Raw genomic sequence first — 24,550 nt, forward strand, 5'->3', positions numbered from 1 at the left:
CGGCAAACTTATGGTTCAAGTCACAGTAGCGGCAAACTTTTTAGCTATTTTGTCTGGTGGAGGCGGGGGGAATTGAACCCCCGTCCGGAGATGCCCAAGCAAGAGGCTCTACGAGCGTAGCCTCTAATTTTTGATTTCGCTTTACAAGGCTCCTAGAGGCGGGATCCTTGTAAAGCTAGCCTCAATTGGTTTCCCGGAACGAGCGAGGCAACTCACACCGGTATCCTGCTAGGGTTGGCGCCCGGTCTCGTTCCCGCAGGAAAGGAACGAGTGGACGTGCTACGTTAATTTACGCAGCAGCTAAAGCGTAATCTTCGTCGGCATTTAAATTTACGATCCATGTTTTATCCAGGCCATGGTCCTGGGCTCGCTCCTCTTACTCCAACATCCCCGTCGAATCCAAGCTCGCCCCCATGTTTTAGTTGTTTAAATGCCTTCATGCCGGGTTCATCCCCAGCATCAATAATATATAACAAATTACAACTTTAATGTCAATATTTTTGCTTTTCTTTTAGAGCCTTTTCCATCTCTCTTTCCATGGTCTTTCGCTTGATGCTTTCTCGTTTATCGTGTTTTTGTTTACCCTTGGCAAGAGCCAATTCAACCTTTATTATTCCATCCTTCACGTAAAAAGTCAGGGGAATTAAAGTGTATCTTCGCTGTTGAGTGAGACCGAGTAATCGTTTGATCTCTCGTTTGTGAAGGAGAAGTTTTCTCGTTCTGGTGGGCTCGTGATTGAATTGATTCCCTTCATTGTAGTGACTTATATGAACATTATACAGGAAAATCTCGCCCTTTTCAATCTTAGCAAAACCGTCCTTCAAATTTACACTGCGATTTTTACAGGATTTCACTTCTGTCCCTTTAAGTTCAATACCAGCTTCATAGCGTTCTTCAATGAAAAACTCGTGTTCTGCCTTTCTATTGCGTGCTAAGACCATTACATCTTCTGCCATACTATCGCCTCCTGGCATACTCTGAATTGTTTCCGAAATTATATTATATTAATTAAGAACGAATTAGTCAAAATTCCTAGTTCTTAGCCCAAGCAAATTATAAAATGACTTTTATAGTGGCACTTCATAGGCCTGTCTGTTTTTAAAGCCGACAACAGTGTTAACACCCATTTCTTTTAAATACCCAACTATTTCTGAATTACTGTAGCCAACTTCGTCGGGGTGATGAGCATCAGAACCAATGGTTAAGGGTACATTATGAGAAATTAGTTTGTTTAAAAAGTCCTCTGCGGGGTATATTTCTTCAACTGGAGCTCTTAAACCGCCAGTATTTATTTCCACAACCTGCTGTTTTTGAGCGAACAACCTGGCTAATTCTAAATAAAACTCCTGTAGTTCTTTAACTGAATTTTCACCTTCAGGAACGTAACCATGTTTTTTAATCACGTCTACATGACCTATAATATCGAATTCCTCACTATTTGTCATGGTTTTGATTTCATCAAAATATTTACAGTAAATGTCTATTAAAGAGTTTTTTTGGTAGAATGTTAGGTTTTTGGGATGAGATACGTCCTTTCCTTCTAAAAAGTGAATAGAGCCTATCACATAGTCCCAGTCGTATTCTTCTAAAATGCGGTTATAACCTAATTTTAAATCCCTAAAATAATCCATTTCGGTACCTAACCTAACTGTAATTTGGGATTCATAGCGCCGAGCTACCTCTTTTACTTCATTGACATACGTTTGCAAATCCTGATACAGCATAGAAGATATGTCTTCCGAAGGTACATTTAATACATCCATGGGATAATGGTCACTGATCCCGATCTCGGTCAATCCTCTTTCAATGGCCTTTAAAACATAATCTTCAATATTCCCTTCTGCATGACCACATCTCCAAGTATGAGTATGATAGTCTATCAAAAACTCACCCCTTGTTTTAAATATTAGAGCACCGGTTTTCTTTTCGTTATCTGTCGGCATGTCTATTGTGGAGTTCTTGTAAAACTTCCGATAAATCCACTTGAAAATACTTTAATGCTAGTAATGTATGAAAAATCAAATCCGCAGATTCGTGGATGATTTCTTTTTTATCTTCGTCTTTACAGGCAGTTACCAACTCGGTGGCTTCTTCTCCAACTTTTTTTAGGACCTGATTCTCTCCTTTATTAGTAAGTTTAATTATATAAGAATTATCCGGTTGCTCTTCTAAACGCTGTTCAATTAGTTGGTTAAGAGTATTCAAAATGCCATTACTACTTCTATCATCAAATCTGTAATTCCTGCTATCATCTGTTCTTGTAACTTCATTGAAAAAACAACTGGTCTCACCTGTGTGACATGCAGGTCCTTGAGGTTCAACCAAGGCAAGTAAAGTATCTTTGTCACAATCGAGTTTCAAAGAAGTGACTATGAGTGTGTTTCCTGAACTTTCCCCCTTCTGCCACAATCTTTGTTTACTCCGACTCCAAAACCATAAAGAGCCTGATTCCCTGGTCTTTTCAAAGGCTTCTTGACTCATGTATGCAAGCATTAATACTTCTCCAGTATTGGCATCCTGGGCAATACAAGGTATCAATCCATCTTGAGAAAAATTTACATTCATAATCGAACCTCAACTCCCTTCTCACTAAGATAGTTCTTCAACTCTTTGACAGATATTTCTTCAAAGTGAAAAACTGAGGCTGCTAGGGCTCCACTAGCCTGTCCCTTATGGAACACATTGTAAAAGTCTTCTATAGTACCGGCACCTCCTGAAGCTATTACAGGAATATTACTTACCCGAGCGACCTGATTGATGATATCATTATCATAACCATTTTTCCCTCCATCATGATCGATACTGGTCAACAAGATTTCTCCTGCACCTCTATATTTCACCTCTTTTACCCAATCCATTAATGGTATGCCGGTATTTTTCGTACCACCATTGATAAATACCTGATAACCTTCCTCGGTCTTTTTGGTATCAATGGCAACTACAATACACTGGCTTCCAAAACGATCACTACCCTGACTGATTAATTCCGGGTTTTTGACAGCTGCAGAATTAATAGACACTTTGTCAGCACCTGCTTGCAATAATCTTCTCATATCGTCTACCGTTTTAATTCCTCCACCTACAGTAAAGGGAATAAAAACATTTTTGGCAGTTTTCTCAACTACTTCTAACATGGTCCCCCTATCTTCAATAGATGCTGTAATATCTAAAAAAACCAGCTCATCGGCACCTTCCCGGTCGTACTTTTGAGCAAGTTCTACCGGGTCACCGGCTAATTTTAATTCATTAAATTTTACACCCTTGACTACTTGTCCATCTTTGACATCAAGACAAGGTATTATTCTTTTAGCTAGCAATAAAATCACCTCATTTTCTAATGGTTTCCAGTGCCCCTTGTAAATCTATTTTCCCTTCATATAAAGCTTTTCCCAGGATCACTCCTGCTAAGTTGTGTGCAATTTCATTTTGTAGCTTTTGGATTCGATTTATATCTTCTAAAGAAGACATCCCTCCGGATAAAACTAAATCCAGTTCAGTAAAAATCGCTAGTTCTTTAAATAACTCCAGGTTCGGCCCTTGAAGTTTTCCATCTTTAGAGATATCCGTTAAAATAACTCGTGGTACACCCAGTTCGGTCAATTCACTTAAATAATCGTAAGTTTTTGTGTCCGAAACATTGACCCAACCTTCTGTAGCCACTTTACCACCTTTAATATCCACTCCAACTATTATATTTTTATGAAATAACTCTAAAGCTGATTGTAAAAAGTCCCTGTCATTGTAAGCTTTAGTACCAAGTATAACTTGGTCAACGCCCATATTAACCAGTCTTTCTATAGCTTCAATTGATCTAATTCCTCCACCTACTTGGACTGGAATCGATACTTTATTTGCTATTTTTTCGATAATAGTGGAATTTTTAACACTTCCTTGAAAGGCTCCTTCTAAGTCTACCAGGTGCAATCTAGAGGCGCCTTGTTCTTGAAAATGTCTGGCCATGTCTGAAGGGTTATCACTATACACTTTTTTCGAGCCCAATTCCCCTTCAGTTAACCTGACACATTCTCCTTCGTATAAATCAATTGCAGGTATCAATTCTAAACTCAACCCATCATCCCTCCAAACACTTTCAAGATAGATAACCCGGCATGACTGCTTTTTTCCGGGTGAAACTGTACACCCAATATATTATCTTGGCCCACAATACTGGGAAAAGATTCATAGTAACTCGTCTGTCCAATCAGCACATCTTCTGATAGCTGATCTAATTCGGCTCTATAAGAATGTACAAAATAAAAATATTCTCCATCAATATGATCAAAAACGGGATGGGAATTAGAAATATTAACTTGATTCCAGCCAACATGTGGAACCATCACGTCCTGGGGGAATTTAGTTATCCGACCATCAATCAAAGCCAGTCCAGGGGTCGCATTTCTCTCTGCATCCCCTTCTTCACCTTCTGTGAACAATAACTGCATCCCCAGGCATATCCCCAGCAAGGGGACACCAGCCTTAACCCGTTCCCTGATAATATCTTGAAAGCCTTGCTCTTTCAGCATGCTCATACCTTCTTTGAAGGAACCTACTCCAGGTAATATCAGGGCGGAATAGTTAGTTAATTTCTCAGGTGAATCAGTGATTTCACTGTTTATTTCCAAATAATCCAAAGCATTTTTTACACTAAATAAATTCCCGACACCGTAATCAATAATTCCAATCATTGTACCACCCCATTTACATTTGCGTCCGGTTTATAATTTGCCCTTTGACGAGGGAATTTTAGCTGTATCTCCGGATATGCGAACTGCTTCTCGAAGGCTGCGTGCTAGTCCTTTAAAAGTCGCCTCGGCTATATGGTGAGGATCAGTTCCAGATAATTGTCTTAAATGAAGAGTTATTTTACTTTCATTTACAAAAGACTTAAAAAACTCTCGGAATAATGCAGTTTCAAATTGACCCACCCTCTCATTTTGAAATTCCAAACCATAACTTAAATGAGGCCTTCCGGAAATATCTACAACTACTAAAATTAAAGTTTCATCCATAGGAAGGTGTATATTGGCATATCTATTAATACCACCTTTATCTCCTATCGCCTTTCTAAAAGCTTCTCCCAATACCAAGGCAATATCTTCCACTATATGATGATTATCAATTTCCGTATCCCCGGAAGCTTCAATTTCCAAATCAAAACCTGAATGGTAACTGAAGAGTTCGAGCATATGATTTAGAAAATAAACCGGAGTGTCAATGCTAAAATTGGCTTGCCCATCCAAGTTGACGGAAAGTTGAATTTCCGTTTCTGAAGTTTTTCTTTCTACTGTGGCAACCCTTCTTTCCATTGATAACACCTCTCTTATACTATTTAATTATCCTAATTAAACTAAATCTTTTAAATTTTCCACTAGTTGGCCAATGCGATTCTGTTTCAATTGATAGCTCCCTTTATTGGCAATCAAGCGGGTTGTAATATCCATAATCGAAGATACTTCTTCTAAATTATTTTCCTTTAAGGTTTTGCCTGTTGAAACCAAGTCTGCTATAGTATCAGACAAGCCGATAAGGGGGGCTAGTTCCACTGACCCATTTAATTTAATTATTTTTACCTGTCGGCCAAACTCCTGGAAGTATTCTTGGGTTATTTGAGGATATTTAGTAGCTACAGCATTTACAGAGTTTATATCAAATGTTTCATTAGATTTTTCTCGAGCTAGTACCATTTTACAGTAACCCATCTTCATATCAAGTAACTCGTAATATTCACCTTTAACCTCTTCAATCACATCTTTGCCAACAATTCCTATATCAGCTGCACCGTGTTCAACATAAGTTGGTACATCCATAGGTTTTCCTAATATAAAAGACAAAGACTGCTCTTGATCGGTAAAAATTAACTTTCTACCATTTTCATTAACCTGATCACAGGCTATACCTGCTTGTTCCAGTAGTTTAACACTTTCATCAAGAATCCTACCCTTTGGTAAAGCAATTGTCAGTTGTTCTCCCGTTCTCATCCTAGACATCCTTTCTTTCCGAATTAGTGCTGATATTTTCCTTAACCATTCCATGATTACCTATATAATAAAATTGGTCAGCTCCCTGTTCTTTCGCTTTGCGTCGAGATACTTCCAATTCCTGGCTATTTAACTCCAAACTCACTCTATATCCTCGCTGACGATAATCTTTTACATGTTCTAAGGCTTGGTCACGCTTACCCTGGGTATATCCAAAATGAAGTTTTGACAACGCATCACCTTTAACTTTCACTAAATCTATTAAACTATCAAAAGAAAAGGCGAAACCCGTAGCCGGTAAGCTCATACCGTATTTATCCATCAGCTTATCATATCGGCCACCTCCACAAAGTGGAAAGCCAACTTTTTCGGCATAACCTTCCATAATAAAACCGGTATAATAATCTAATTTTCGTACTAGAGACAGATCAAATGTCACCTTATCTTGCAAGCCGTAACTTTCAAGAGTTTTAAAGATATTTTCGAGTTCATCTAAAATATTCATAACTGGCTTAAACCCAGCTACTTCCCTAACATAGTTAAGATTTTCTTTATTACCCCTGAATTTTGGTAACTTTTTAAGAATATCCTTACTGTCTGATTCCAATTCCAGACTATCAATTATCCCCTGATATTGGACTAAATTATTTTCATTTAAAGCTTCAATTAACATACTTTGAGAGGATTGATCAACTTTAAGACAATCTAATAAATTATTGATAAACTTAAGATTGCCAATACAGATAACAAAATTCTTTATCTCCATTTTTTGAAATGTCTCTGCTGCCATAGCTACTAATTCGGCATCTCCACCCGGTGCTTCACCACCTATCAATTCAACTCCCACTTGAGTTTGTTCTTTTTCATTAATTGAATTGCCATTATTTGCTCGAAAGATTTTACCAGAATAACATAATCTCAATGGCAGGGGATGATTTTTATAGTAAGTTGCAACTAATCTAGCAATTGAAGGTGTAAAATCAGGTCTAAGTACAACCAAACGTCCAGTTTCATCATTGAACTGGAACATTTGTTGTTCCAGCAAGTTTTCTTTATTTACTGAGAATATATTGGAATATTCGATATAAGGCACAGAAACCTCATCATACCCCCATAGTTTAAAGGTTTCTAAAATTTTATTTTCTAATAATCGAAACTTTTCTACTCTATTAGGTAAGTTATCGTTGACTCCTGATGGTTTTTGTAACAGCTGAATCTCTCTTGGGACCAATTAAGGAACCTCCTTTATTTCGTTAACTCGTTAAAGTGTTAATTAATCATTGGTAATATCTTATCACGCCTATTTTATTCCGTCAATAAAATGGGTCTCTGTAAGATAATTAAGGGATTACGTTTTGAAGTTGTAATTTTAAAATTACAAGCAAATTTACACCAAAAATCACACCCATATTCACATCAGAAAGATTTATTTATACGTGTGAATACAGGTGTGAAAATCATGTAATTTAAGTCACCTAGTATCAAATTTGTTCTAGTCTAGACAAAACATTTTGTTTATAAGCTTCTACACCTGGTTGATTAAAGGGATTAACTCCTAATAAATAACCACTGGCCGCACAGGATTTCATGAAGAAATAAAATAAGAGTCCCAAATAATAAGAATTGATTTCTGGGAGTGAAATTACAATATTAGGAACACCTCCCCAGTTATGCGCCTGAACAGTACCCAAAAATGCCTGACGGTTTATTTCATGAAAACTTTTTCCTTGTAAATAAGTTAAACCGTCATCATTTTCATGGTTAGATTTGTTGTCACCTTCTTCTCCTCGGCTATAATTTAAACCTGGAAGTACTAAGTCATCCTCAGTCTCCCACCATACGGTTGTGGCAAATAAGTGCCTACTACCCTCTTGTATATACTGACCTAGTGAATGTAGATCTGTAGTAAAATCTGCCCTGGTCGGGAATATACCTTTACCATCTTTACCTTCACTTTCGCCAAACAATTGTTTCCACCACTCACCTAAATAACCTGCAAAGGGATCGTAGGTTACAAGTATTTCAGTTTGTTTACCTTTTTGGAGTAGAATATGCCTTAATGCGGCATAAATATAGGCAGGGTTTTTATCTAAATCGGGTATACTTGTTATCTCATAAGCTTTCTGTGCACCATTTAACATGTCTTTAATATTCACTCCGGAAACAGCAATGGGAAGAAGCCCGACTGGTGTCAATACTGAATACCGTCCACCGATGCCATCAGGTATAACAAGTGTTTCATAGCCCTCTTTGTCAGCCAAGGCTTTAAGCTTTCCTTTCTCACCATCGGTAGTTGCAATAATCCTCCGCCTGGCTTCATCTTTACCAAATCTCTCTTCCATAAAAGATCGAATAGTGCGAAAGGCAAGAGAAGGCTCCAAAGTTCCCCCGGATTTGGATATAACATTGACAAATACCTGACGTCCCTCCAGAGAAGCTAGCACTTCATTGATATAGCGTGGTGAAAGATGATGACCCAAGTATAAAATCTCAGGAGAATTATTATCAGGTCGTAAAAATTCAATGGCTGCCCTGGCTCCAATATAAGAACCTCCAACGCCGATTACTAAAAACACGTCAGCTTTAGACCTGATATTTTCTGCCAGTTCCTTAATTTTTGTCACTGGAATAGACTGTTCATAATTTAGAGGTAATTCAAGCCAATCAAGGGCATCATTACCCAGGCCCGTTTTTTCATGAATCTGTTCGTGAATTTGATGAATTTTCGCTTGATAAGCGTCTAATTCGTGATTTTTTATAAAATCACTGCAATAGTTCCAATTCACCTCAATTCTTTCAACTGCTAATTGATACTCTTTCATAGAGATCACCTCTAATATAGGTTTTGTACAATTTGAATGATCAATTATATTTAGATTGACAGGCTTTGAGAAAGCTCATAAATATCGTAATCAGGTTCTTCAATTTTACTAAATACATCCTTGAATTGTACGGGAACAAGCTTGTAATCTCTCATTCCTATCATTTTATCAGATTCCCCTGCAACTAAGAGATCCACTGCCTTTGCCCCTAAACGACTACCCAACATCCTATCATAAGCAGTTGGCGTTCCTCCTCGTTGAACGTGACCTAGAACAGTCACCCTATTATCGAGTCCTGCCCGTTCTTTAATCTCTTTTCCAATTTCAGCTCCCGGTTTGACACCTTCTGCCACAATTATTATGCTATGCTTTTTTCCACGTTTATATCCGTGTTTTAGTCTTTCGATAACCTTTTCCATATCGTAATCTATTTCTGGAATCAGTACAGATTCGGCCCCACCGGCTAAACCTGACCATAAAGCTAAATTACCACAATCTCTTCCCATAACTTCTATTACAAATATTCGTTCATGGGAAGTGGCAGTATCTCTTATGCGGTCGATAGCTTCAATGACAGTGTTGAGGGCTGTATCAAAGCCAATACTCATCTCTGTTTCAGGAATATCATTATCGATAGTTCCTGGAACACCTATTACTGGTAACCCCATTTGAGATAATTTCTCTGCTCCCTTGAAACTTCCATCCCCTCCGATAACAATTAACCCTTCAATTCCCAGTTCTTTTAAATTATCAAAACCTTTTTGTTGTCCCATTTCGGTTTTAAACTCTTCAGACCTACTGGTGTGCAAAATGGTACCACCGCGGTGGATGATATCTCCCACACTACCTATTTCTAATTTTTCGATATTTCCATTTATCAATCCACTAAAGCCATAATATATCCCATAAATATCTAAACCCATATATATGCCCCGGCGCACCACTGCTCTAATAGTGGCATTCATGCCAGGAGAATCTCCTCCACTGGTTAAAACTCCAATTTTTTTCACTGAAAGTACCCCCTTAAGCTCATTCTAATTAATTTTGATTTTACTTCCAGGCCATTTTATACTATGAATTTTAGTTTATCTTTTCATATATTAAATAATACAATCCATGTAGAGCAACTTTATTCCCGAGTTTAGAGACTAACACCTTTTCTGTGGGAAATTCAGGACAGTCCCCCATAAAATCCTCTAAATAAGCTCTGACTGGCTGTAATAATAAATTCCCTCCTCTGGAAATTCCACCACCTAATACAACAACTTCAAACTCCAATACATGTAAAGCATGGGATATCCCCCAGGCTAAGTAATACGATGCTTCTTGAATTACTCTTTTTGCAGTTTCGTCTCCATTATCGGCCCTGTTAAAGACTTCCCGTGCTGTCAACTGATGCTCATCATATAGAGCTTTAGCTTTACTTTCAATAGCAACACCTGAACATTCTGTTTCTAAACAGCCAACTTTTCCACAGTTACAAAGCTTTCCATCTATAGGTCTCACCAATATATGTCCTATCTCCCCAGTCAAACCTAAGTTTCCACGATGAATTGCCTCGTTTACAATTACGCCACTACCTACTCCTGTACCTAAAGTTATTAATAGATTGTCCCGGGTTCCTTGTGAAGCCCCGGCTTTATGTTCTCCCCATGCAGCAGCATTTGCATCATTCTCTACAAGAACATGTGCATTAAATTTTTGCTCTAATTTGAATTTCAAGGGAACATTTTCTAAACCCATGTTAACTAATTGCGGTATCCTATCTCCTTTTAATGGAACAAATCCGGGCACTCCTATCCCTAAACCTATAACATTGTTTTTGTCTTGGTTTTGACATTCTAACATTTCCTGGGCTAAATCTTCTATTATATCAACTAATTCATCGACACTATTTACATTTCGTGAAGATCGGTTTGCCTCGAATATTAAATTACTTGAAGTATTAAATAATCCACCTTTTAATGTAGTAGCTCCTAAGTCGAAAGTCAGATAAATTACAATCCCTCCTCAGCGGGATTATTTTTAGCCCGCAGGGTTAATAGATTATATTACTTTTCGATAATGTTTTTTGAAATTCCTTCTCTTTTTGTTATTTTTCCAGTTATTTTCCAAAAATAAAATAGGGAGATTTTTCCTGTTATCCCCCAATAAATATGACTTACTTTTTTATAAGTTTGGCTAAGTTTTCTTGGATTTTAATTTCTACGTATTTACTAAAAATCCTTGAAAAAACAATCACTTTGATTATCGCTTTTACTACAATAATAGTAACTTATTACAGCATAAAATTCACCAACTAATCCAAAAAAAAAAGCCTTCTAATCCGAGACTAGAAGGCCTTTCGTTTACAAGCAAATTCTATGCGTCCAGCTTTATTTAGTTAATATCTGCTTTTTCCATAGCATCTTTAACTGCTTCTTTCCATCTGTCAACACTTCCTGTAGCTCCTGTTATATTGTCTACTTCAGTTGGCTCTTCGGCTTCAATAAACATTTCTGGCAAATCTTCTTTAGCTTCATGAAATTCATCCCAATCATAATCTTCGTCTTTCATTTCATAGTCACCATCATCTGTTTTTTGTATTTCTTCTAGCTCTACTTCTGTTATTTCACTGTTTTCAAAAGTGACAAAAGCAATGTTCCAACCACCACGTTCATTGACCGATGAAAGCCCCATAAATGTTCCATCAAAAGCTCCCTCTGTTAACGCTTTTTCAACGGCATCTTGAGCCTTTTCGGAAGTTGAAGTTGCACCTGTAATAGTGTCAATTTCTGCCGAGTTAGCATCCATAAATCTTGCTATCAAATCATCGTGCATTTCCTGTAAACTTTCATATTCTTCGGGATAATCATCACGATTGTCTGCCCAGTTCTCTACATCGTATTGATAATCTATTTCTTTTCTTCTACCTTGATCATCGTATTCAACTAAGCTAACATCTACAAATTCTTCTCCATCTAGAACGATATCTGCTTTTACAAAACCTCTTGAGTATTCGGAGTATCCAGTTACTCTTTCATATCTTTCCGCATTTGCCAGAGCTCTAGCTACAGCCTGTTTCCAACCTTCTGAACTGCCAGTAGCCCCGGTAATAATATCTACATCAGGTGAGTTCGCCTCTATAAAAGCCTCGGGTAGTTCTTCTTTAGCTTCATGAAATTCATCCCAATCGTAATCTTCATCTTTTAATTCGGCTTTTTTGGCAGGTTCATAAGCATCTGGTTTCCCCGCCTCCTCAAGTCTCACATCAACAATTTCATTATCTTCTAAAGTCACCCAGGCAATACCCCAACTACGGGAACCTTCATCGGATACTCCCATAAAAGTACCGTCATAAGGACCTGTTTCTCCTTTAGCCTTACCTAAAGCTCTTTCCACAGCATCCATAGCGCTTTCAGTACTTCCAGTGGCTCCAGAAATTATATCTACTTCGTAAGAATTAGCTTCCACAAATTTTTGTTCTAGTTCATCAGTGACATCAGTGAAATACTCAAATTCTTCAGGTAAATCTTCGGATTGTTCGGCCCACCGTTCCATATTATACGCAAAGTCTACACCTTTTTTAAGCCCTCTATTATCGAATTCATAAAGCTTAACATCGGTAATTTCTCCATCATCCACTGTTACTGTTGCTTCGGTATAAGAACGCTCTCCTGCTTCCGAAGAAGCCGTGTAAACACCATCTTGCAGGTCCGTACTTTCAGCTTGTCCATTTTCTTCACCTTCTCCATTTTCCCCGTTATCTGCTTCTTCTCCACATCCTGCGAAAATTAATGCTCCAGAAATTATAATGATAACCGATAAAATACCTAACTTTTTAGCTAACTTCATTTCCTAACCCCCTCTTATATCTTAATAATATTATGTTTAGCTTTGCTCGAACCATTAAGCCTCTAACTTGACCTTAATAGTTTCCTGATTCTTCACCTCCTTCTAAATAATTTAAAATCTAGTGAGGCTAATATCTGCGAAATTAAAACTATAGTAATTTAACGAGTTTTGATATTGGTTTCACTAACATAGCCAAAATTAAAGAAAACCCAAATACCCATATAGATAAGCTATGTAACCATAATATAATCTTATATTACCACATTCTACAATTTTCTACAACTAAAATTTTACTGTTAATTTGCACCAATTTAAATTTAAGCAAATTAAGACATACCTCTACTGCTTAAGGTATGTTAAATTAATTTAATACACAAAAAACTAACCTTGATGTATTGGTGGAGGTAGTGGGACTTGAACCCACGCCGTCTTAATGCCATTCAAGTGCTCTCCCCATTATCATCTTCACCCGCCCCCAAACCACTCATAAAACCATTAATTGAAAGTTTAACATCAATAGAAATTTCATATCTCCGTACAGTTATTCGGTCAATTATCAATCTCAATAACATTTTCTTTCTATCAATTGAAGCTTTTCCAAACTCTTCTTGCCATACAGGTATTAGTTTTTGAAGCTCTTTAGTTTCATAAACCTCTTTTTGCTCCCTAGACAAATCAGCTTCAATTTTTTTTAACTTTTCACCAACTTCTTGGATCTCATTTTCCTTTATTTTGTATCAATTCATTTAATAGCTTTGGATCAAACCTACTTTCACCTGTGATGCTATTTGCAACCTCTCCTTTTAAGACAGTCAATTCCTTATAGTTTTTCTCATTTTCTCTTTGAAGTCTTTTAATATCCATTTTCTTCTTATCAAGCTTACTTGACTCATTTTTTTTAATATGTGAAGTTAAGTCTACCTGTTCTAGTATTTTCAAATATTGATTCACTTCAGTTAAAACAGAATCCTCAATATATTTTTGGCATAAGCAGTCTGCCCATCACAATCTCTAGCTTTATACGCTTTCCCAGTGCATCTGTATTTATATAAATATCTAATATTTTCTGCACCATCTTTGCGAACATACTTTTTCTGCTGACTTGTTGTGGCTAATTTAGAACCACAATGCCCATAATAAGTCATACCGGTAAGCAACAGTGGTTCTGATTTACTTACATCTTCCTTGCTCTAGTTGGAGAATAATTCGCTCTATTCTTTCTCTTTTCTTGAACTGAATCCCAGATTTGCTCTTCAATAATAATTTCAAAAAGTGCTTTAAGAATAATGTTAATATTTAACAAAAAAATTTATATTTCTTTTATAAATATCATTTTAAATTTTATCAAAAAAAACCTGCCATTAAGGCAGGTTAGTTTTTTAATGTATTGGTGGAGGTAGTGGGACTTGAACCCACGGCCTCCTGAATGCCATTCAGGCGCTCTCCCAACTGAGCTATACCCCCACTACAGTTTATACAATTTATCGCGACCAATATATAGTGTAGCATATCTAGATTAATTTGACAAGATTTTAATAAAAGTTAATTAATAATCTTTATTCTGCTGCTTCAAGTGCTTCTTCTACAGCCTCAAAAATAGCTTCACTAGTTTCAGTAGCATCTGTAATAGCGTCTACACCTTCAGTACCCTGATTTTCAATAATTTCACCAGGAAGTTCGTCGTATACTGGCTGTGCGATATCTTCTGTCTCATCTTCTTCCACGATTTCAATGTTAGTCATTTCGCCGTCTTCAATGGTAACTTCTACGGTTATTGGGCCAGCATAACCTTCAGCAGTACCTTCATAAGTACCGTCAGCCCAACCTTCAGCATCTCCTGCAGCATCTTCGCCATTGCCACATCCGGCGAAAACTAACATTACACCTAGTGCCATAACTAGTAGTAACTTTTTGGTCATTTGTCTCCCCTCCCTAAATCATAATTATTTTGTTTATCCTAATAAAATATAACATTAACCCTAAATTGAGTCAACTGCTAGTAAATAAACTTTTTTTAAACTTTTGATCCCCACAAATTGACCTTTGATCCCTACAATCGTTATTTATCTAATCTTCAACTAGTTCAAAGTCAACTTGACAATCTTCCTTTGAGGTTTTAACCACTTTAACTTTAACTTCATCCCCGATTCGATAAGTTTTTCTTGTCTGTTCACCAATTAAAGCAAATTTTTCTTCGTCAAAGTAATAGTAATCATCAGTCATAGAACTTACATGCACAAGACCTTCAACTAAATTTGGTAACTCTATGAATATACCAAAGGAAGTTACAGAACTTACTATTCCTGGAAAATCATCCCCTACAAATTGTTCCATATACTCGGCCATTTTATAATCAACTGATTCTCTCTCTGCTTCTGTAGCTTCTTGTTCCCTCAAAGAAGATTGATAGGCTATTTCTTCTAATTTACTTTGTAATTTCTTTTGTCTGGCCTCTTTTAAGTCTTTCTTGGTAATAATTTCTCTCATAATCCTATGAACTACTAAGTCGGGATATCTTCTAATAGGTGAAGTAAAGTGAGTATAATATTGAAAAGATAGCCCAAAGTGGCCCAGGCTTTCAGCTGCATATCTAGCCTGTTTCATTGACCTGAGCATCATAGTGCTAATAGCACGTTCCTCTCTAGTATCCTTTGCTTCTTCTAAAACTTTTTGAAATTCGATGGGATATATTTCTTCCCCTTCCGGTTTAGGCAAATAATACCCAAACTTTGACGCAAACTCCCTGAAAGTTGAAACTTTTTCATCATCAGGCTGTTCGTGGACTCTGTAAATAAAAGGCATATCAAGGTTATAATGGTGTTCGGCTACAACTCTATTAGCTAGTAGCATAAATTCTTCTATCAACTTTTCTGCGGATCCTCTTGCTCGTTTTTCAACACTTTCTGGTTTCCCTTGATCATCTAATACCACAACTGGTTCATCAAATTCAAAGTCTATAGCCCCTTCATCAAATCTTCGTTCCCTAAGTTTTTCAGAGATTGTTTTCATTTCAAATAACATCCAGGCTACATCTGGATATTTTTCTTCTATCTCTTTACTACCATCAAATAACTCATTGACCTCTTCATAGGTTAAGCGGTAGTTACTCTTGATTACACTAGGAGTCAATCTATAATTTGCAATGTCTCCTTCTTCTGTTAGTTCTACAAAAGCGCTCATAGTCAAGCGTTCTACTCCTGGGTTTAGACTACAAATATTATTTGATAACTTTGGTGGTAACATAGGTAAAACACGATCCACCAAATAAACACTAGTACCCCTTTGACGAGCTTCTTTATCTAGTGGAGTTCCTTCTCTGACATAGTAACTGACATCAGCTATATGTACACCTAGTTCCATATTTCCATTATCGAGTTTCTCTAAAGAGACTGCATCATCCAAGTCCTTAGCATCGCTACCATCAATGGTTACAGTTGGTAACCCTTGAATCAACTCTCTTCCTTCGTAATCTTTCGGGCTAATCTCATTAGGAACTTCCTCTAATTGTTCTTTGACTTTTGGCGGATAATCTTCTGACAGACCGTATTTATTTATAATAGTCTCAATATCCACACCAGGATCACTAGGATTTCCAATTACTTTAATGATCTCACCTTCAGGGTTTTTGGCCGGAGTATCGGGCCAACCTGTGATTTGAGCAACAACCTTTTGGCCATTTTTAGCACCATTGGCATCTGCTTTATTTATAAACACATCTCTGAAGAATCTATCATCATCTGGAACCACAAAACCAAATCGATCACTTTTATCAAATGTACCAACTACTTCGGACATTCCCCGGGAAATAATTCGTACTACTTCTCCTTCAGGTTTTTGGTTCAGCATCTCCTCTTTATGTATTCTTACTAATACTTTGTCATTGTGTAGGGCTCCATTTAGACTTTTAGGGCTTAAAAACACATCAGGACTACCAGGCTTATCTGGTAAAAGAAAAGCATATCCTTTAGGATGACCCTGGATTGTTCCTATTTGCAAATTCATACGCTCCGGTAAACCATAATAGCCATATCTAGTTTTCACAATCTGTCCATCTCGAGTCATCTTTTTCAATATCTTTTTAAACCGTTTGACCTGTCTAGGTTTGTTAATTTTAAATTCATCTTTTAACTCTTCAAAGGTCATAGGTTTATAAGCATCTGCTTTCATGAAGTTGATAATTTTGTCTCTAAGTATCATCACACCACCTCGATAACTAATACTTTTGTCTTATTAATTTTCCCGCTTTTTGTTTATAATATCAACAAAAACCTGGGGTTACAACCCCAGGTCATCAGATATATCTTGCATAGCACCTAATGCAAGTCCAATAAATTCTTCCAATTCAAAACCTAATTCATGACACATGGCAATCTGGGATCTTTTTGCTCCTCGTGCAAAAGAAGGTTCTTCATAACGATTCATAATAAATTCCTCATCTATAGACTTCAAACTTTTATCTGGATGTATTAAAGCCGATGCTACTATCAATCCTGTGACTGGGTCCGCACAGTAAAGTGCTTTGTCCATATTAGACTCTCTAGCAAGCCCATGAGCATCATTATGTCTTTTTACAGCTTCGCAAAATTCCTGGTCAAAACCTTTTTCTTTTAGCATCTCAGCTCCCTTAAGACTGTGATTTTCGGGGTTATCCTTTGTTTCTTCATAATCAATGTCATGAAGTAAACCAACGAGTTCCCACTTGTCCTTATCTTCATCTAATTTTTCAGCCATTCGTTCCATCACCTTTGAAACTGCCAAAGAGTGTTTCACCAAGTTATCAGTTTTTACTTTGTCTTTTAAAAGATTACACGCTTCCTCCCGATTCATGCGATCCTCTCCCTCCTATTAATCAATTGTAATAATTACAAAATAACTAACAACTGACTTGACTGAGTTTGTACTCACTTAACCATTCCTAAAATCCCATATTAAAAAATCAATCTATACTTCATAGATTACCCAATTTCCCTTAGTTATACTCTATTATAACAAATCTGTTAAAAAATTATCTATCGTACTAAAGGCTTCTTTCCGTTCAATATCTAGAGTTACAATGTGTCGTGTGTTTTCTAACTCTAATAGACTGGCTGATTCACTCCCAATATGATTATAAATGTATCGACCACTTTCACTCCTTACAGTATTATCTTTCATACCTTGAATTATTAAAGTAGGAACAGATATTTCTTTTAAAGATACTAAAAACTCATGTCTTAATTTTAATAATTCTGAAATTCCCGATACTGGGGTTCTGTCATAACTTGTGGGTGTGACAGGATAGTCATTATTGTTGATTTTTTTTATGTATGGTTTAATATATTTTAAAACAGGAGCCAAATAGGCTTTCCTATCTCCTAAGAAAACCGGAGTTCCCATTAACACAAGCCCTTCAATCTCAGTTTTAAGGGAAATCAGGCCGGAAATTAAGCCACCCATTGATAAACCTATAACAACAACTTTTTGACAGTGTTTCAACCTTTCTAATCCTCTGAAAGCTGAGTCAAAGATTTGATCTTTCGTAGTAACAGCCAAATCTTCAGGAGTGGTTCCATGACCACTTAATAGTGGTGCATATACAGTATAACCACAATTATTCAGATAGTTTCCCAGTGGCTCCATTTCCCCTGGAGTCCCGGTAAACCCATGAACCAACAAACATCCTAACTGACTTTCACCTTCCAAATAAAATTCTTTGTCTACCCGAGGTTTAATCTTTATTATCCTCACCCCCTCTAGTTAATTTCTTCTAACAAGGGCTTAATTCCTTCCCTAAATTCATATATAAATAACCGGCCCAAGCAAAAGCCGGACCGGTTATTGACATAACCACTTCTAGTGGTCTGAATATCGTTATTCTTTCGTATATTTATTTAGAAAAACAGGGGAGCAAAAACTAAGGAAACAATTGTCATTAGCTTAATTAAAATATTGATACTGGGGCCTGAAGTGTCTTTAAAGGGATCCCCAACTGTATCTCCTACTACTGAAGCTGCATGAGTCTCAGTACCTTTTCCACCATGATTTCCAGCTTCAATGTACTTTTTAGCATTATCCCAAGCTCCACCAGAGTTTGCCATAAAGATAGCCATCATAACACCAGAAGCCAAGGCTCCAGCTAGGAGACCTCCTAGGGCTTCTTTACCTAATCCTGGCAATAATCCAACCAATAATGGTACTACAACTGCAAGTAAGCCTGGTAATACCATTTGCTTAAGAGCTGCTGCAGTACTAATATCAACACAAGTTGCATAGTCTGGTTTTTCTTTTTCATCCATTATGCCCGGCTTTTCTTTAATTTGTCTTCTAACCTCGTCTATCATCTGGTTAGCAGCTTGGCCAACGGCATTCATAGTTAGAGCAGAGAAAAGGAATGGTAACATTCCGCCTAGCAATAGACCAATAATTACTGGTGCACTTGTCAAGTCAATATTATCAATATCTGCTGCTTGAGTATATGCACTAAATAATGCTAGAGCTGTTAGGGCTGCTGATCCGATGGCAAATCCTTTTCCAATTGCTGCAGTAGTGTTCCCTACTGCATCCAGCTCGTCAGTGATTTCTCGTACTTCAGGATCTAAATCAGCCATTTCTGCAATACCACCTGCGTTATCAGCTACAGGACCGTAAGCATCAACAGCAATTGTCATACCAACTGTTGCTAGCATTCCAACAGCAGCTATAGCAATTCCGTATAAGCCCGCAACTTGATGTGCTATAAATATAGCTACTGTTATAACGATAATGGGTAAGAAAGTACTTTTCATTCCAACAGCTATACCACTGATAATGTTAGTAGCTGCTCCTGTTCTTGAAGAATCTGCAATTCCCTTTACTGGTGCATAATGTTCTGAGGTGTAATATTCAGTAATTCTACCAATTAAAATTCCAGCAAGTAAGCCAGCTAAAATGGCGTAAAAAGGTCCTAACTCTCCCAATAGATTGTTAGTTAAAATAAAGGCAGCAATCACTACTATAATAGCACTAACTATGGTCCCTCTTTCTAAGGCAGAGGCTAGTTTCTGTCCTTCTCGGACTCTAACAAAGAAATAGCCGATAATTGAAGCAATTACTCCAACTGATCCTAGTAGTATGGGTAATAGAACCCCTTCAACACCATATTGGACAAGGCCAATGGTCATAGCTGCTATAATAGATCCTACAAAGGATTCAAATAGATCTGCACCCATTCCTGCAACGTCCCCTACATTATCACCAACATTGTCGGCAATTGCCGCAGGGTTCCTGGGATCATCTTCGGGAATGCCAGCTTCTACCTTACCAACAAGGTCAGCTCCAACATCGGCGGCTTTAGTATATATACCTCCGCCCACACGCGCGAATAATGCAATGGAACTAGCACCTAAGGCAAAACCATTAACAATTTCAGGATCTTCAAAAACCAAATACAAGATTCCTACACCCAAAATACCTAAGCCTACAACAGACATACCCATGACAGACCCGCCTGAAAAGGCTGTCCTTAGGGCTTGGGCAATCCCTTCATTCTGTGCGTCATTTGCTGTTCTCACATTAGCTCGAGTAGCCACAGTCATACCGATAAAACCAGCTGTACCTGAAAACAGGGCACCTACTAAGAAGGAAATGGCAGTTTGTATATCAATAGCAATTGTTATCACAACAAACAATACTATCACAAAAACTGCCAAACTCCGGTATTCCCTACGCAGGAATGCACTGGCACCCTCTTGAATGGCTGCAGCTAGTTCCTGCATCCTTTCAGAGCCTTCTTCACGCTTGTTCACTTGATTGATCAAATAAAAAGCAAATACTAACCCTATAATTCCTGCAATTGGTGCTGCTACTGCGCTCATGGCTTATCCCCCTTCAAATATGTATTTTAGTAGTACTAAAAACTACCTCAACCTATTGGTTGAGGTATTCAAGCGACAATACCGCTTATTTCGTAGAAGTTAGGTAATATCAGACCTGCATTATTATCCATAATCCTACAGACCTGATAGAGCTGCCAATAAAATTGAGTTTACAATAAACAAAATGGCAGTCACTGTGGTAACTTTACTTAGCAAGGCGTCAATACCCTTTTTCTTTCCAAAAACCGTTTCTGCACCCCCGGAAATTGCTCCTGACAGACCGGCGCTTTTCCCGGATTGTAGAAGAACTGTAGCAATCAAAACTAATGTTATGATAACGTGTAAACCTACTAAAACTGAATACAACATGATTTTAATTACACCCCCTTATCCCGTGTTATTTTATCATAGGGGGAATAAAAAAAGCAACAGTGAAAGACTAAACTTCTAGATTATAAAAACTTCCCATTCCTGGATATCTTGAAACTCCATAAAGCTCTTCTGAAATTCTGATTAATTGATTGTACTTGGCTACCCGGTCCATTCTAGATGGAGCTCCGGTTTTAATCTGACCTGCATTGGTTGCCACAGCTAGATCCGCAATAAAGGGATCATCTGTTTCTCCGGAGCGATGAGAAATCACAGATGTATATCCATTCTTTTTAGCCAGTTCAATTGCCTCTAAGGTTTCTGTAACTGTTCCAATCTGATTTAGCTTAATCAAAATACTATTAGCTATATCTTCTTTGATTCCTCGAGTCAATCTGTCAGTGTTTGTAACAAACAAATCGTCCCCTACTAGCTGTATTTTTCCCTGGAACTTTTCAGTCATTTTTTTCCAACCTTCCCAATCATCTTCTGACAACCCGTCTTCGATGGAAATAATTGGATAGTTTTCTACTAGGTCCTGATACAAATCAATCATTTCATCTGCGGTTAAGCTTTTACCTTCTCCCTCAAGATGATATTTATCACCTTGGTACAGCTCTGAAGCTGCAGCATCTATAGCTAACATAACTTGTTCACCAGGCTTGTAACCTACTTTTTCAATAGCAGTAATAATATATTCTAATGCTTCTTTATTGGATTTGAGATCAGGAGCAAAACCACCTTCATCTCCCACTGAAGTTGATAATCCTTCATCTTTTAAAACATTTTTCAAGGCATGGAAAATTTCAACTCCCATTCTCATAGCGTGTTGGAAGTTATTGGCCCTAATAGGCATAATCATAAACTCTTGGATATCTACATTATTATCTGCGTGTTCCCCGCCATTAAGAATATTCATCTGGGGTATTGGTAAGGTACTACTACTTACTCCTCCCAACACTTGATATAAAGGAAGCCCTAAAAATTCAGCCGAAGCTCTAGCAGCTGCTAGAGAAACTCCCAACATGGCATTAGCTCCTAGATTTTCCTTATTATCTGTTCCGTCTAGTTCTAGTAGCGCTCTATCGATGGCAGATTGAAAAGTAACATCCATCCCAACCAAATTGGGACCAATTTCCTCATTAACTTTGCTACACGCCTTTCTAACACCTTTACCCCCAAATCTATCTTCACCGTCTCTTAATTCTAATGCTTCATGTACACCTGTGGAAGCGCCAGAAGGTACCCTGGCGAAACCATAAGCACCTGATTCAGTATAAAGTTCAACTTCTACAGTTGGATTACCACGTGAATCAAATATTTCCCTAGCGTAAATTTCTTCTATCATGCTCATTATATATCCCTCCAGTTTGAATTTATTTTAATGATCTATTAATGATTTACCCGACATTTCTTGGGGCAATGGTAGTCCCATTAACTCTAATACTGTTGGTGCCACATCGGCTAGCTTTCCTCCCGATCTCAGAGGATACCTATTATCGTTATCTACTATGACAAAGGGGATTACATGACTAGTATGTGCAGTATGGGGAGAATTTTCCTCTGTATCAACCATTTTTTCAGCATTACCGTGGTCGGAAGTGATTACAGCAATTCCGCCCTGTTCAAGTATTTTAGGCACTAGTTCTCCTAAACAACGGTCCAGTGTAGCTACTGCTTTTACAGCGGCATCTAAATCCCCAGTATGACCAACCATATCAGGATTAGCGTAATTTAATAAAATAAAATCATAATCCTTTTTCTTCAATTCGGAATCCATGCGGTGAGTTACTTCAGCGGCACTCATTTCAGGCTGCTGATCATAAGTACTTACTTTCGGAGAAGGAATCAAAATGCGTTCTTCATTTTGATTGGCTTCTTCTATTCCTCCATTAAAGAAAAACGTGACATGAGCATACTTTTCCGTCTCAGCTATTCTCAACTGTTCTTTACCATGATTAGCCAGGTATTCACCCAGGGTATTCTTAGGGGCATGGGGTGGATATGCAATAGGTAGTGATAATTCAGCGTCATACTGAGTCATACAAACATAACTCACGTCAACAGGAGTACGATCAAATTCCTCAAACTCTGGTAAAATAAAAGCCCATGTCAGTTGGCGTGCTCTATCCGGTCTGAAATTAAAACATAGTACCCCATCACCATCTTTAACCAAGGAATCAGGGTCTTGATTTGGATCAATTATTCTAGTTGGGGTAATAAATTCATCGGTTTCTTTGCGTTCATAAGCTTGCTCAACTGCATCCTCAGCTGTAGTTTCCTGATGCCCTTTACCATGGACAAGGCAATTATAAGCTTTTTCTGTTCTATCATATCTCTTATCCCTATCCATGGCATAATATCTACCCATCACAGTGGCAATTTGTCCCACACCTAATTGTTTCATTTCATCTTCAATTTCGGATATGTATTTTTTCGCCACTTTTGGAGGAACATCTCTTCCATCGGTAACTGCATGCAAATAAACCTTTGTAACTCCCTTCTCTTTGGCCAGCCTTAAGAGAGCTTTTATGTGTTCTATATGGCTATGCACTCCACCATCGGATAGCAAGCCCCATAAGTGTAAAGAAGAATCACGAGCCTTTACTTTATCACCTAATGCATTTAATACTTCATTACTGGCAATTTGACCGGTTTCAATGTCTTTGTTAATACGAGTTAGCTCTTGATACACTACCCGGCCTGCACCCAAGTTCAGATGTCCAACTTCACTGTTTCCCATCTGGCCTTCTGGAAGTCCTACATGTAAACCATCTGCTCTTAAAGTTGTCATACCGTGTTTTTTAAATATATTATCTAAAAAAGGTGTGTCAGCTTGATAATAAGCGTTTCCCTCATGTTCTCCACTAATACCTAGTCCATCCATTATTATTAACACTAATGGACGTTTTACACTCTTATCCTTCATCACCTGGGAACCTCCTAGCTACCTCCAGTAATTGACAGTAGGTTTCTGCTACTAAGCTTTTCCCTCCTACAAGGGCCCCATTAATATTGTCCTGGTCCATAAATTCTTCTAAATTCTCTGGTTTTACACTACCCCCGTATAACACAGGTATATCATCTGCCACGCTTGAGTTAAGTTCACTTATCACTGATCTAATATGCTTACAAACTTGCTCGGCATCCTCGCCTGTAGCTGCTTTACCTGATCCTATTGCCCATACTGGTTCATAGGCAAATACTACATTTTGCAAGGTATCAGAAACTACTTCTGACAGAGCTGATTTAACTTGATTTTCCACTACTTCTAAGGTTTTACCTTCATTTCTCTGAGCATCGCTTTCTCCAACACAAATAATTGGTTTAATACCATATTTTAGCGCAATCCTAACTTTTTTATTCACTTCCTCATCAGACTCTGCAAAGATATTTCTTCTCTCTGAATGCCCAATGATTACATATTCTACTCCCAATTCTGCCAACATTTTTGGAGAAACTTCTCCTGTAAAAGCACCACTCTCTTCGAAATAAACATTTTGAGCTCCGGTTTTAAGCCATTCAGGGCTCTCATTTACCAGATCAGATATTGATACAAAAGGAGGGCAAATCACGGTTTCTACTGCCGGTGGGGTTTGGTATTTTTCTTTCATACCAGCCACAAACTCCCTGGTTTCTCTAGGACCATGGTTCATCTTCCAGTTCCCTGCAATAATAGTCCTGGCCACTTAATCTCACCTCCACTAGAATTATA

The 24,550-nt window shown here is 37.7% G+C and carries 25 protein-coding genes, 1 tRNA gene and 1 other RNA gene; all 27 read right to left on the reverse strand.

What is annotated here, in order from left to right:
• Window positions 1-54 precede the first annotated feature (54 nt).
• Window positions 55-413, reverse strand: a transfer-messenger RNA (tmRNA) gene (gene ssrA, locus NTHER_RS15655).
• A 78-nt stretch (window positions 414-491) separates the two neighbouring features.
• Entirely contained in the window at window positions 492-974 is a 483-nt protein-coding gene (smpB, locus tag NTHER_RS10145) for an SsrA-binding protein SmpB (RefSeq protein WP_041367094.1), read from the reverse strand.
• 93 nt (window positions 975-1,067) lie between these two features.
• Window positions 1,068-1,883 (reverse strand): histidinol-phosphatase, encoded by an 816-nt coding sequence (locus tag NTHER_RS10150; protein ID WP_052291974.1) that lies wholly within the window; start codon window positions 1,881-1,883, stop codon window positions 1,068-1,070.
• Between the two features lie 46 nt (window positions 1,884-1,929).
• Window positions 1,930-2,565, reverse strand: a complete 636-nt coding sequence (gene hisIE, locus NTHER_RS10155) for a bifunctional phosphoribosyl-AMP cyclohydrolase/phosphoribosyl-ATP diphosphatase HisIE (RefSeq protein ID WP_012448420.1) — start codon at window positions 2,563-2,565, stop codon at window positions 1,930-1,932.
• Window positions 2,562-3,317, reverse strand: a complete 756-nt coding sequence (gene hisF, locus NTHER_RS10160) for an imidazole glycerol phosphate synthase subunit HisF (RefSeq protein WP_012448421.1) — start codon at window positions 3,315-3,317, stop codon at window positions 2,562-2,564. The genes hisIE and hisF overlap by 4 nt, the downstream gene beginning before the upstream one ends.
• Before the next feature lie 10 nt (window positions 3,318-3,327).
• A complete protein-coding gene (gene hisA, locus NTHER_RS10165) occupies window positions 3,328-4,068 on the reverse strand; it encodes a 1-(5-phosphoribosyl)-5-[(5-phosphoribosylamino)methylideneamino]imidazole-4-carboxamide isomerase (RefSeq protein WP_012448422.1) in 741 nt (246 codons plus the stop codon).
• Complete coding sequence (gene hisH, locus NTHER_RS10170) at window positions 4,065-4,685, reverse strand: imidazole glycerol phosphate synthase subunit HisH (RefSeq protein WP_012448423.1); 621 nt, start codon at window positions 4,683-4,685, stop codon at window positions 4,065-4,067. Before hisH ends, hisA begins: the two co-directional genes overlap by 4 nt.
• Window positions 4,686-4,715: 30 nt before the next feature.
• A complete protein-coding gene (gene hisB / locus NTHER_RS10175; protein ID WP_012448424.1) occupies window positions 4,716-5,306 on the reverse strand; it encodes an imidazoleglycerol-phosphate dehydratase HisB in 591 nt (196 codons plus the stop codon).
• 36 nt (window positions 5,307-5,342) lie between these two features.
• Window positions 5,343-5,987, reverse strand: coding sequence for an ATP phosphoribosyltransferase (gene hisG, locus NTHER_RS10180; protein WP_148206848.1), 645 nt, complete (start codon window positions 5,985-5,987; stop codon window positions 5,343-5,345).
• Window positions 5,980-7,209 (reverse strand): ATP phosphoribosyltransferase regulatory subunit, encoded by a 1,230-nt coding sequence (hisZ, locus tag NTHER_RS10185; protein WP_012448426.1) that lies wholly within the window; start codon window positions 7,207-7,209, stop codon window positions 5,980-5,982. The genes hisG and hisZ overlap by 8 nt, the downstream gene beginning before the upstream one ends.
• 250 nt (window positions 7,210-7,459) lie before the next feature.
• A complete protein-coding gene (locus tag NTHER_RS10190; RefSeq protein WP_012448427.1) occupies window positions 7,460-8,800 on the reverse strand; it encodes a glucose-6-phosphate isomerase in 1,341 nt (446 codons plus the stop codon).
• Window positions 8,801-8,850: 50 nt separating this feature from the next.
• Window positions 8,851-9,810 carry a 6-phosphofructokinase gene (gene pfkA, locus NTHER_RS10195; RefSeq protein ID WP_012448428.1) on the reverse strand — a complete coding sequence of 320 codons (960 nt, stop codon included), beginning with the start codon at window positions 9,808-9,810 and terminating at the stop codon, window positions 8,851-8,853.
• 70 nt (window positions 9,811-9,880) lie between these two features.
• A complete protein-coding gene (locus NTHER_RS10200; RefSeq protein WP_083762777.1) occupies window positions 9,881-10,804 on the reverse strand; it encodes an ROK family protein in 924 nt (307 codons plus the stop codon).
• A 375-nt stretch (window positions 10,805-11,179) separates the two neighbouring features.
• The gene (locus NTHER_RS10205; protein WP_012448430.1) at window positions 11,180-12,634 is read right to left on the reverse strand and encodes an FMN-binding protein; all 1,455 of its coding nucleotides are present in this window, start codon (window positions 12,632-12,634) and stop codon (window positions 11,180-11,182) included.
• 440 nt (window positions 12,635-13,074) lie between these two features.
• A complete protein-coding gene (locus tag NTHER_RS10210; protein ID WP_012448431.1) occupies window positions 13,075-13,308 on the reverse strand; it encodes a hypothetical protein in 234 nt (77 codons plus the stop codon).
• 43 nt (window positions 13,309-13,351) lie between these two features.
• On the reverse strand, window positions 13,352-13,573 hold the full coding sequence (locus NTHER_RS10215; protein WP_041367098.1) for a hypothetical protein: 222 nt from the start codon (window positions 13,571-13,573) through the stop codon (window positions 13,352-13,354).
• Window positions 13,574-13,590: 17 nt separating this feature from the next.
• Complete coding sequence (locus tag NTHER_RS15790) at window positions 13,591-13,779, reverse strand: hypothetical protein (protein ID WP_148206849.1); 189 nt, start codon at window positions 13,777-13,779, stop codon at window positions 13,591-13,593.
• A gap of 243 nt (window positions 13,780-14,022) precedes the next feature.
• Window positions 14,023-14,098 (reverse strand) — tRNA-Ala (locus tag NTHER_RS10220).
• Window positions 14,099-14,190: 92 nt separating this feature from the next.
• Complete coding sequence (locus tag NTHER_RS10225; RefSeq protein WP_012448433.1) at window positions 14,191-14,553, reverse strand: FMN-binding protein; 363 nt, start codon at window positions 14,551-14,553, stop codon at window positions 14,191-14,193.
• A 148-nt stretch (window positions 14,554-14,701) separates the two neighbouring features.
• Window positions 14,702-16,831, reverse strand: a complete 2,130-nt coding sequence (rnr, locus tag NTHER_RS10230; protein ID WP_012448434.1) for a ribonuclease R — start codon at window positions 16,829-16,831, stop codon at window positions 14,702-14,704.
• Window positions 16,832-16,909: 78 nt separating this feature from the next.
• Complete coding sequence (locus tag NTHER_RS10235) at window positions 16,910-17,461, reverse strand: HDIG domain-containing metalloprotein (protein ID WP_012448435.1); 552 nt, start codon at window positions 17,459-17,461, stop codon at window positions 16,910-16,912.
• Window positions 17,462-17,617: 156 nt separating this feature from the next.
• Window positions 17,618-18,361 (reverse strand): alpha/beta hydrolase, encoded by a 744-nt coding sequence (locus tag NTHER_RS10240; protein WP_012448436.1) that lies wholly within the window; start codon window positions 18,359-18,361, stop codon window positions 17,618-17,620.
• Window positions 18,362-18,504: 143 nt separating this feature from the next.
• Window positions 18,505-20,466, reverse strand: a complete 1,962-nt coding sequence (locus NTHER_RS10245) for a sodium-translocating pyrophosphatase (RefSeq protein WP_012448437.1) — start codon at window positions 20,464-20,466, stop codon at window positions 18,505-18,507.
• A 135-nt stretch (window positions 20,467-20,601) separates the two neighbouring features.
• Complete coding sequence (secG, locus tag NTHER_RS10250) at window positions 20,602-20,835, reverse strand: preprotein translocase subunit SecG (RefSeq protein WP_012448438.1); 234 nt, start codon at window positions 20,833-20,835, stop codon at window positions 20,602-20,604.
• A gap of 70 nt (window positions 20,836-20,905) precedes the next feature.
• Entirely contained in the window at window positions 20,906-22,189 is a 1,284-nt protein-coding gene (gene eno, locus NTHER_RS10255; RefSeq protein WP_012448439.1) for a phosphopyruvate hydratase, read from the reverse strand.
• A 27-nt stretch (window positions 22,190-22,216) separates the two neighbouring features.
• On the reverse strand, window positions 22,217-23,764 hold the full coding sequence (gene gpmI / locus NTHER_RS10260) for a 2,3-bisphosphoglycerate-independent phosphoglycerate mutase (protein ID WP_012448440.1): 1,548 nt from the start codon (window positions 23,762-23,764) through the stop codon (window positions 22,217-22,219).
• Window positions 23,754-24,524, reverse strand: a complete 771-nt coding sequence (gene tpiA / locus NTHER_RS16270; RefSeq protein WP_012448441.1) for a triose-phosphate isomerase — start codon at window positions 24,522-24,524, stop codon at window positions 23,754-23,756. Before tpiA ends, gpmI begins: the two co-directional genes overlap by 11 nt.
• Window positions 24,525-24,550: the final 26 nt, after the last annotated feature.

Origin of the sequence: Natranaerobius thermophilus JW/NM-WN-LF, from assembly GCF_000020005.1 — a bacterium.
Taxonomy (GTDB): Bacteria; Bacillota; Natranaerobiia; order Natranaerobiales; family Natranaerobiaceae; genus Natranaerobius; species Natranaerobius thermophilus.

Excerpts from the sequence above, each read along its gene's own strand:
- smpB (WP_041367094.1), bottom strand. The coding sequence starts at position 974 with ATGCCAGGAGGCGATAGTATGGCAGAAGATGTAATGGTCTTAGCACGC.
- hisIE (WP_012448420.1), bottom strand. The coding sequence starts at position 2,565 with ATGAATGTAAATTTTTCTCAAGATGGATTGATACCTTGTATTGCCCAG.
- hisH (WP_012448423.1), bottom strand. The coding sequence starts at position 4,685 with ATGATTGGAATTATTGATTACGGTGTCGGGAATTTATTTAGTGTAAAA.
- hisB (WP_012448424.1), bottom strand. The coding sequence starts at position 5,306 with ATGGAAAGAAGGGTTGCCACAGTAGAAAGAAAAACTTCAGAAACGGAA.
- hisG (WP_148206848.1), bottom strand. The coding sequence starts at position 5,987 with ATGTCTAGGATGAGAACGGGAGAACAACTGACAATTGCTTTACCAAAG.
- NTHER_RS10190 (WP_012448427.1), bottom strand. The coding sequence starts at position 8,800 with ATGAAAGAGTATCAATTAGCAGTTGAAAGAATTGAGGTGAATTGGAAC.
- NTHER_RS10205 (WP_012448430.1), bottom strand. The coding sequence starts at position 12,634 with ATGAAGTTAGCTAAAAAGTTAGGTATTTTATCGGTTATCATTATAATT.
- NTHER_RS15790 (WP_148206849.1), bottom strand. The coding sequence starts at position 13,779 with ATGACTTATTATGGGCATTGTGGTTCTAAATTAGCCACAACAAGTCAG.
- NTHER_RS10225 (WP_012448433.1), bottom strand. The coding sequence starts at position 14,553 with ATGACCAAAAAGTTACTACTAGTTATGGCACTAGGTGTAATGTTAGTT.
- rnr (WP_012448434.1), bottom strand. The coding sequence starts at position 16,831 with ATGATACTTAGAGACAAAATTATCAACTTCATGAAAGCAGATGCTTAT.
- NTHER_RS10235 (WP_012448435.1), bottom strand. The coding sequence starts at position 17,461 with ATGAATCGGGAGGAAGCGTGTAATCTTTTAAAAGACAAAGTAAAAACT.
- NTHER_RS10245 (WP_012448437.1), bottom strand. The coding sequence starts at position 20,466 with ATGAGCGCAGTAGCAGCACCAATTGCAGGAATTATAGGGTTAGTATTT.
- secG (WP_012448438.1), bottom strand. The coding sequence starts at position 20,835 with ATGTTGTATTCAGTTTTAGTAGGTTTACACGTTATCATAACATTAGTT.
- eno (WP_012448439.1), bottom strand. The coding sequence starts at position 22,189 with ATGAGCATGATAGAAGAAATTTACGCTAGGGAAATATTTGATTCACGT.
- gpmI (WP_012448440.1), bottom strand. The coding sequence starts at position 23,764 with ATGAAGGATAAGAGTGTAAAACGTCCATTAGTGTTAATAATAATGGAT.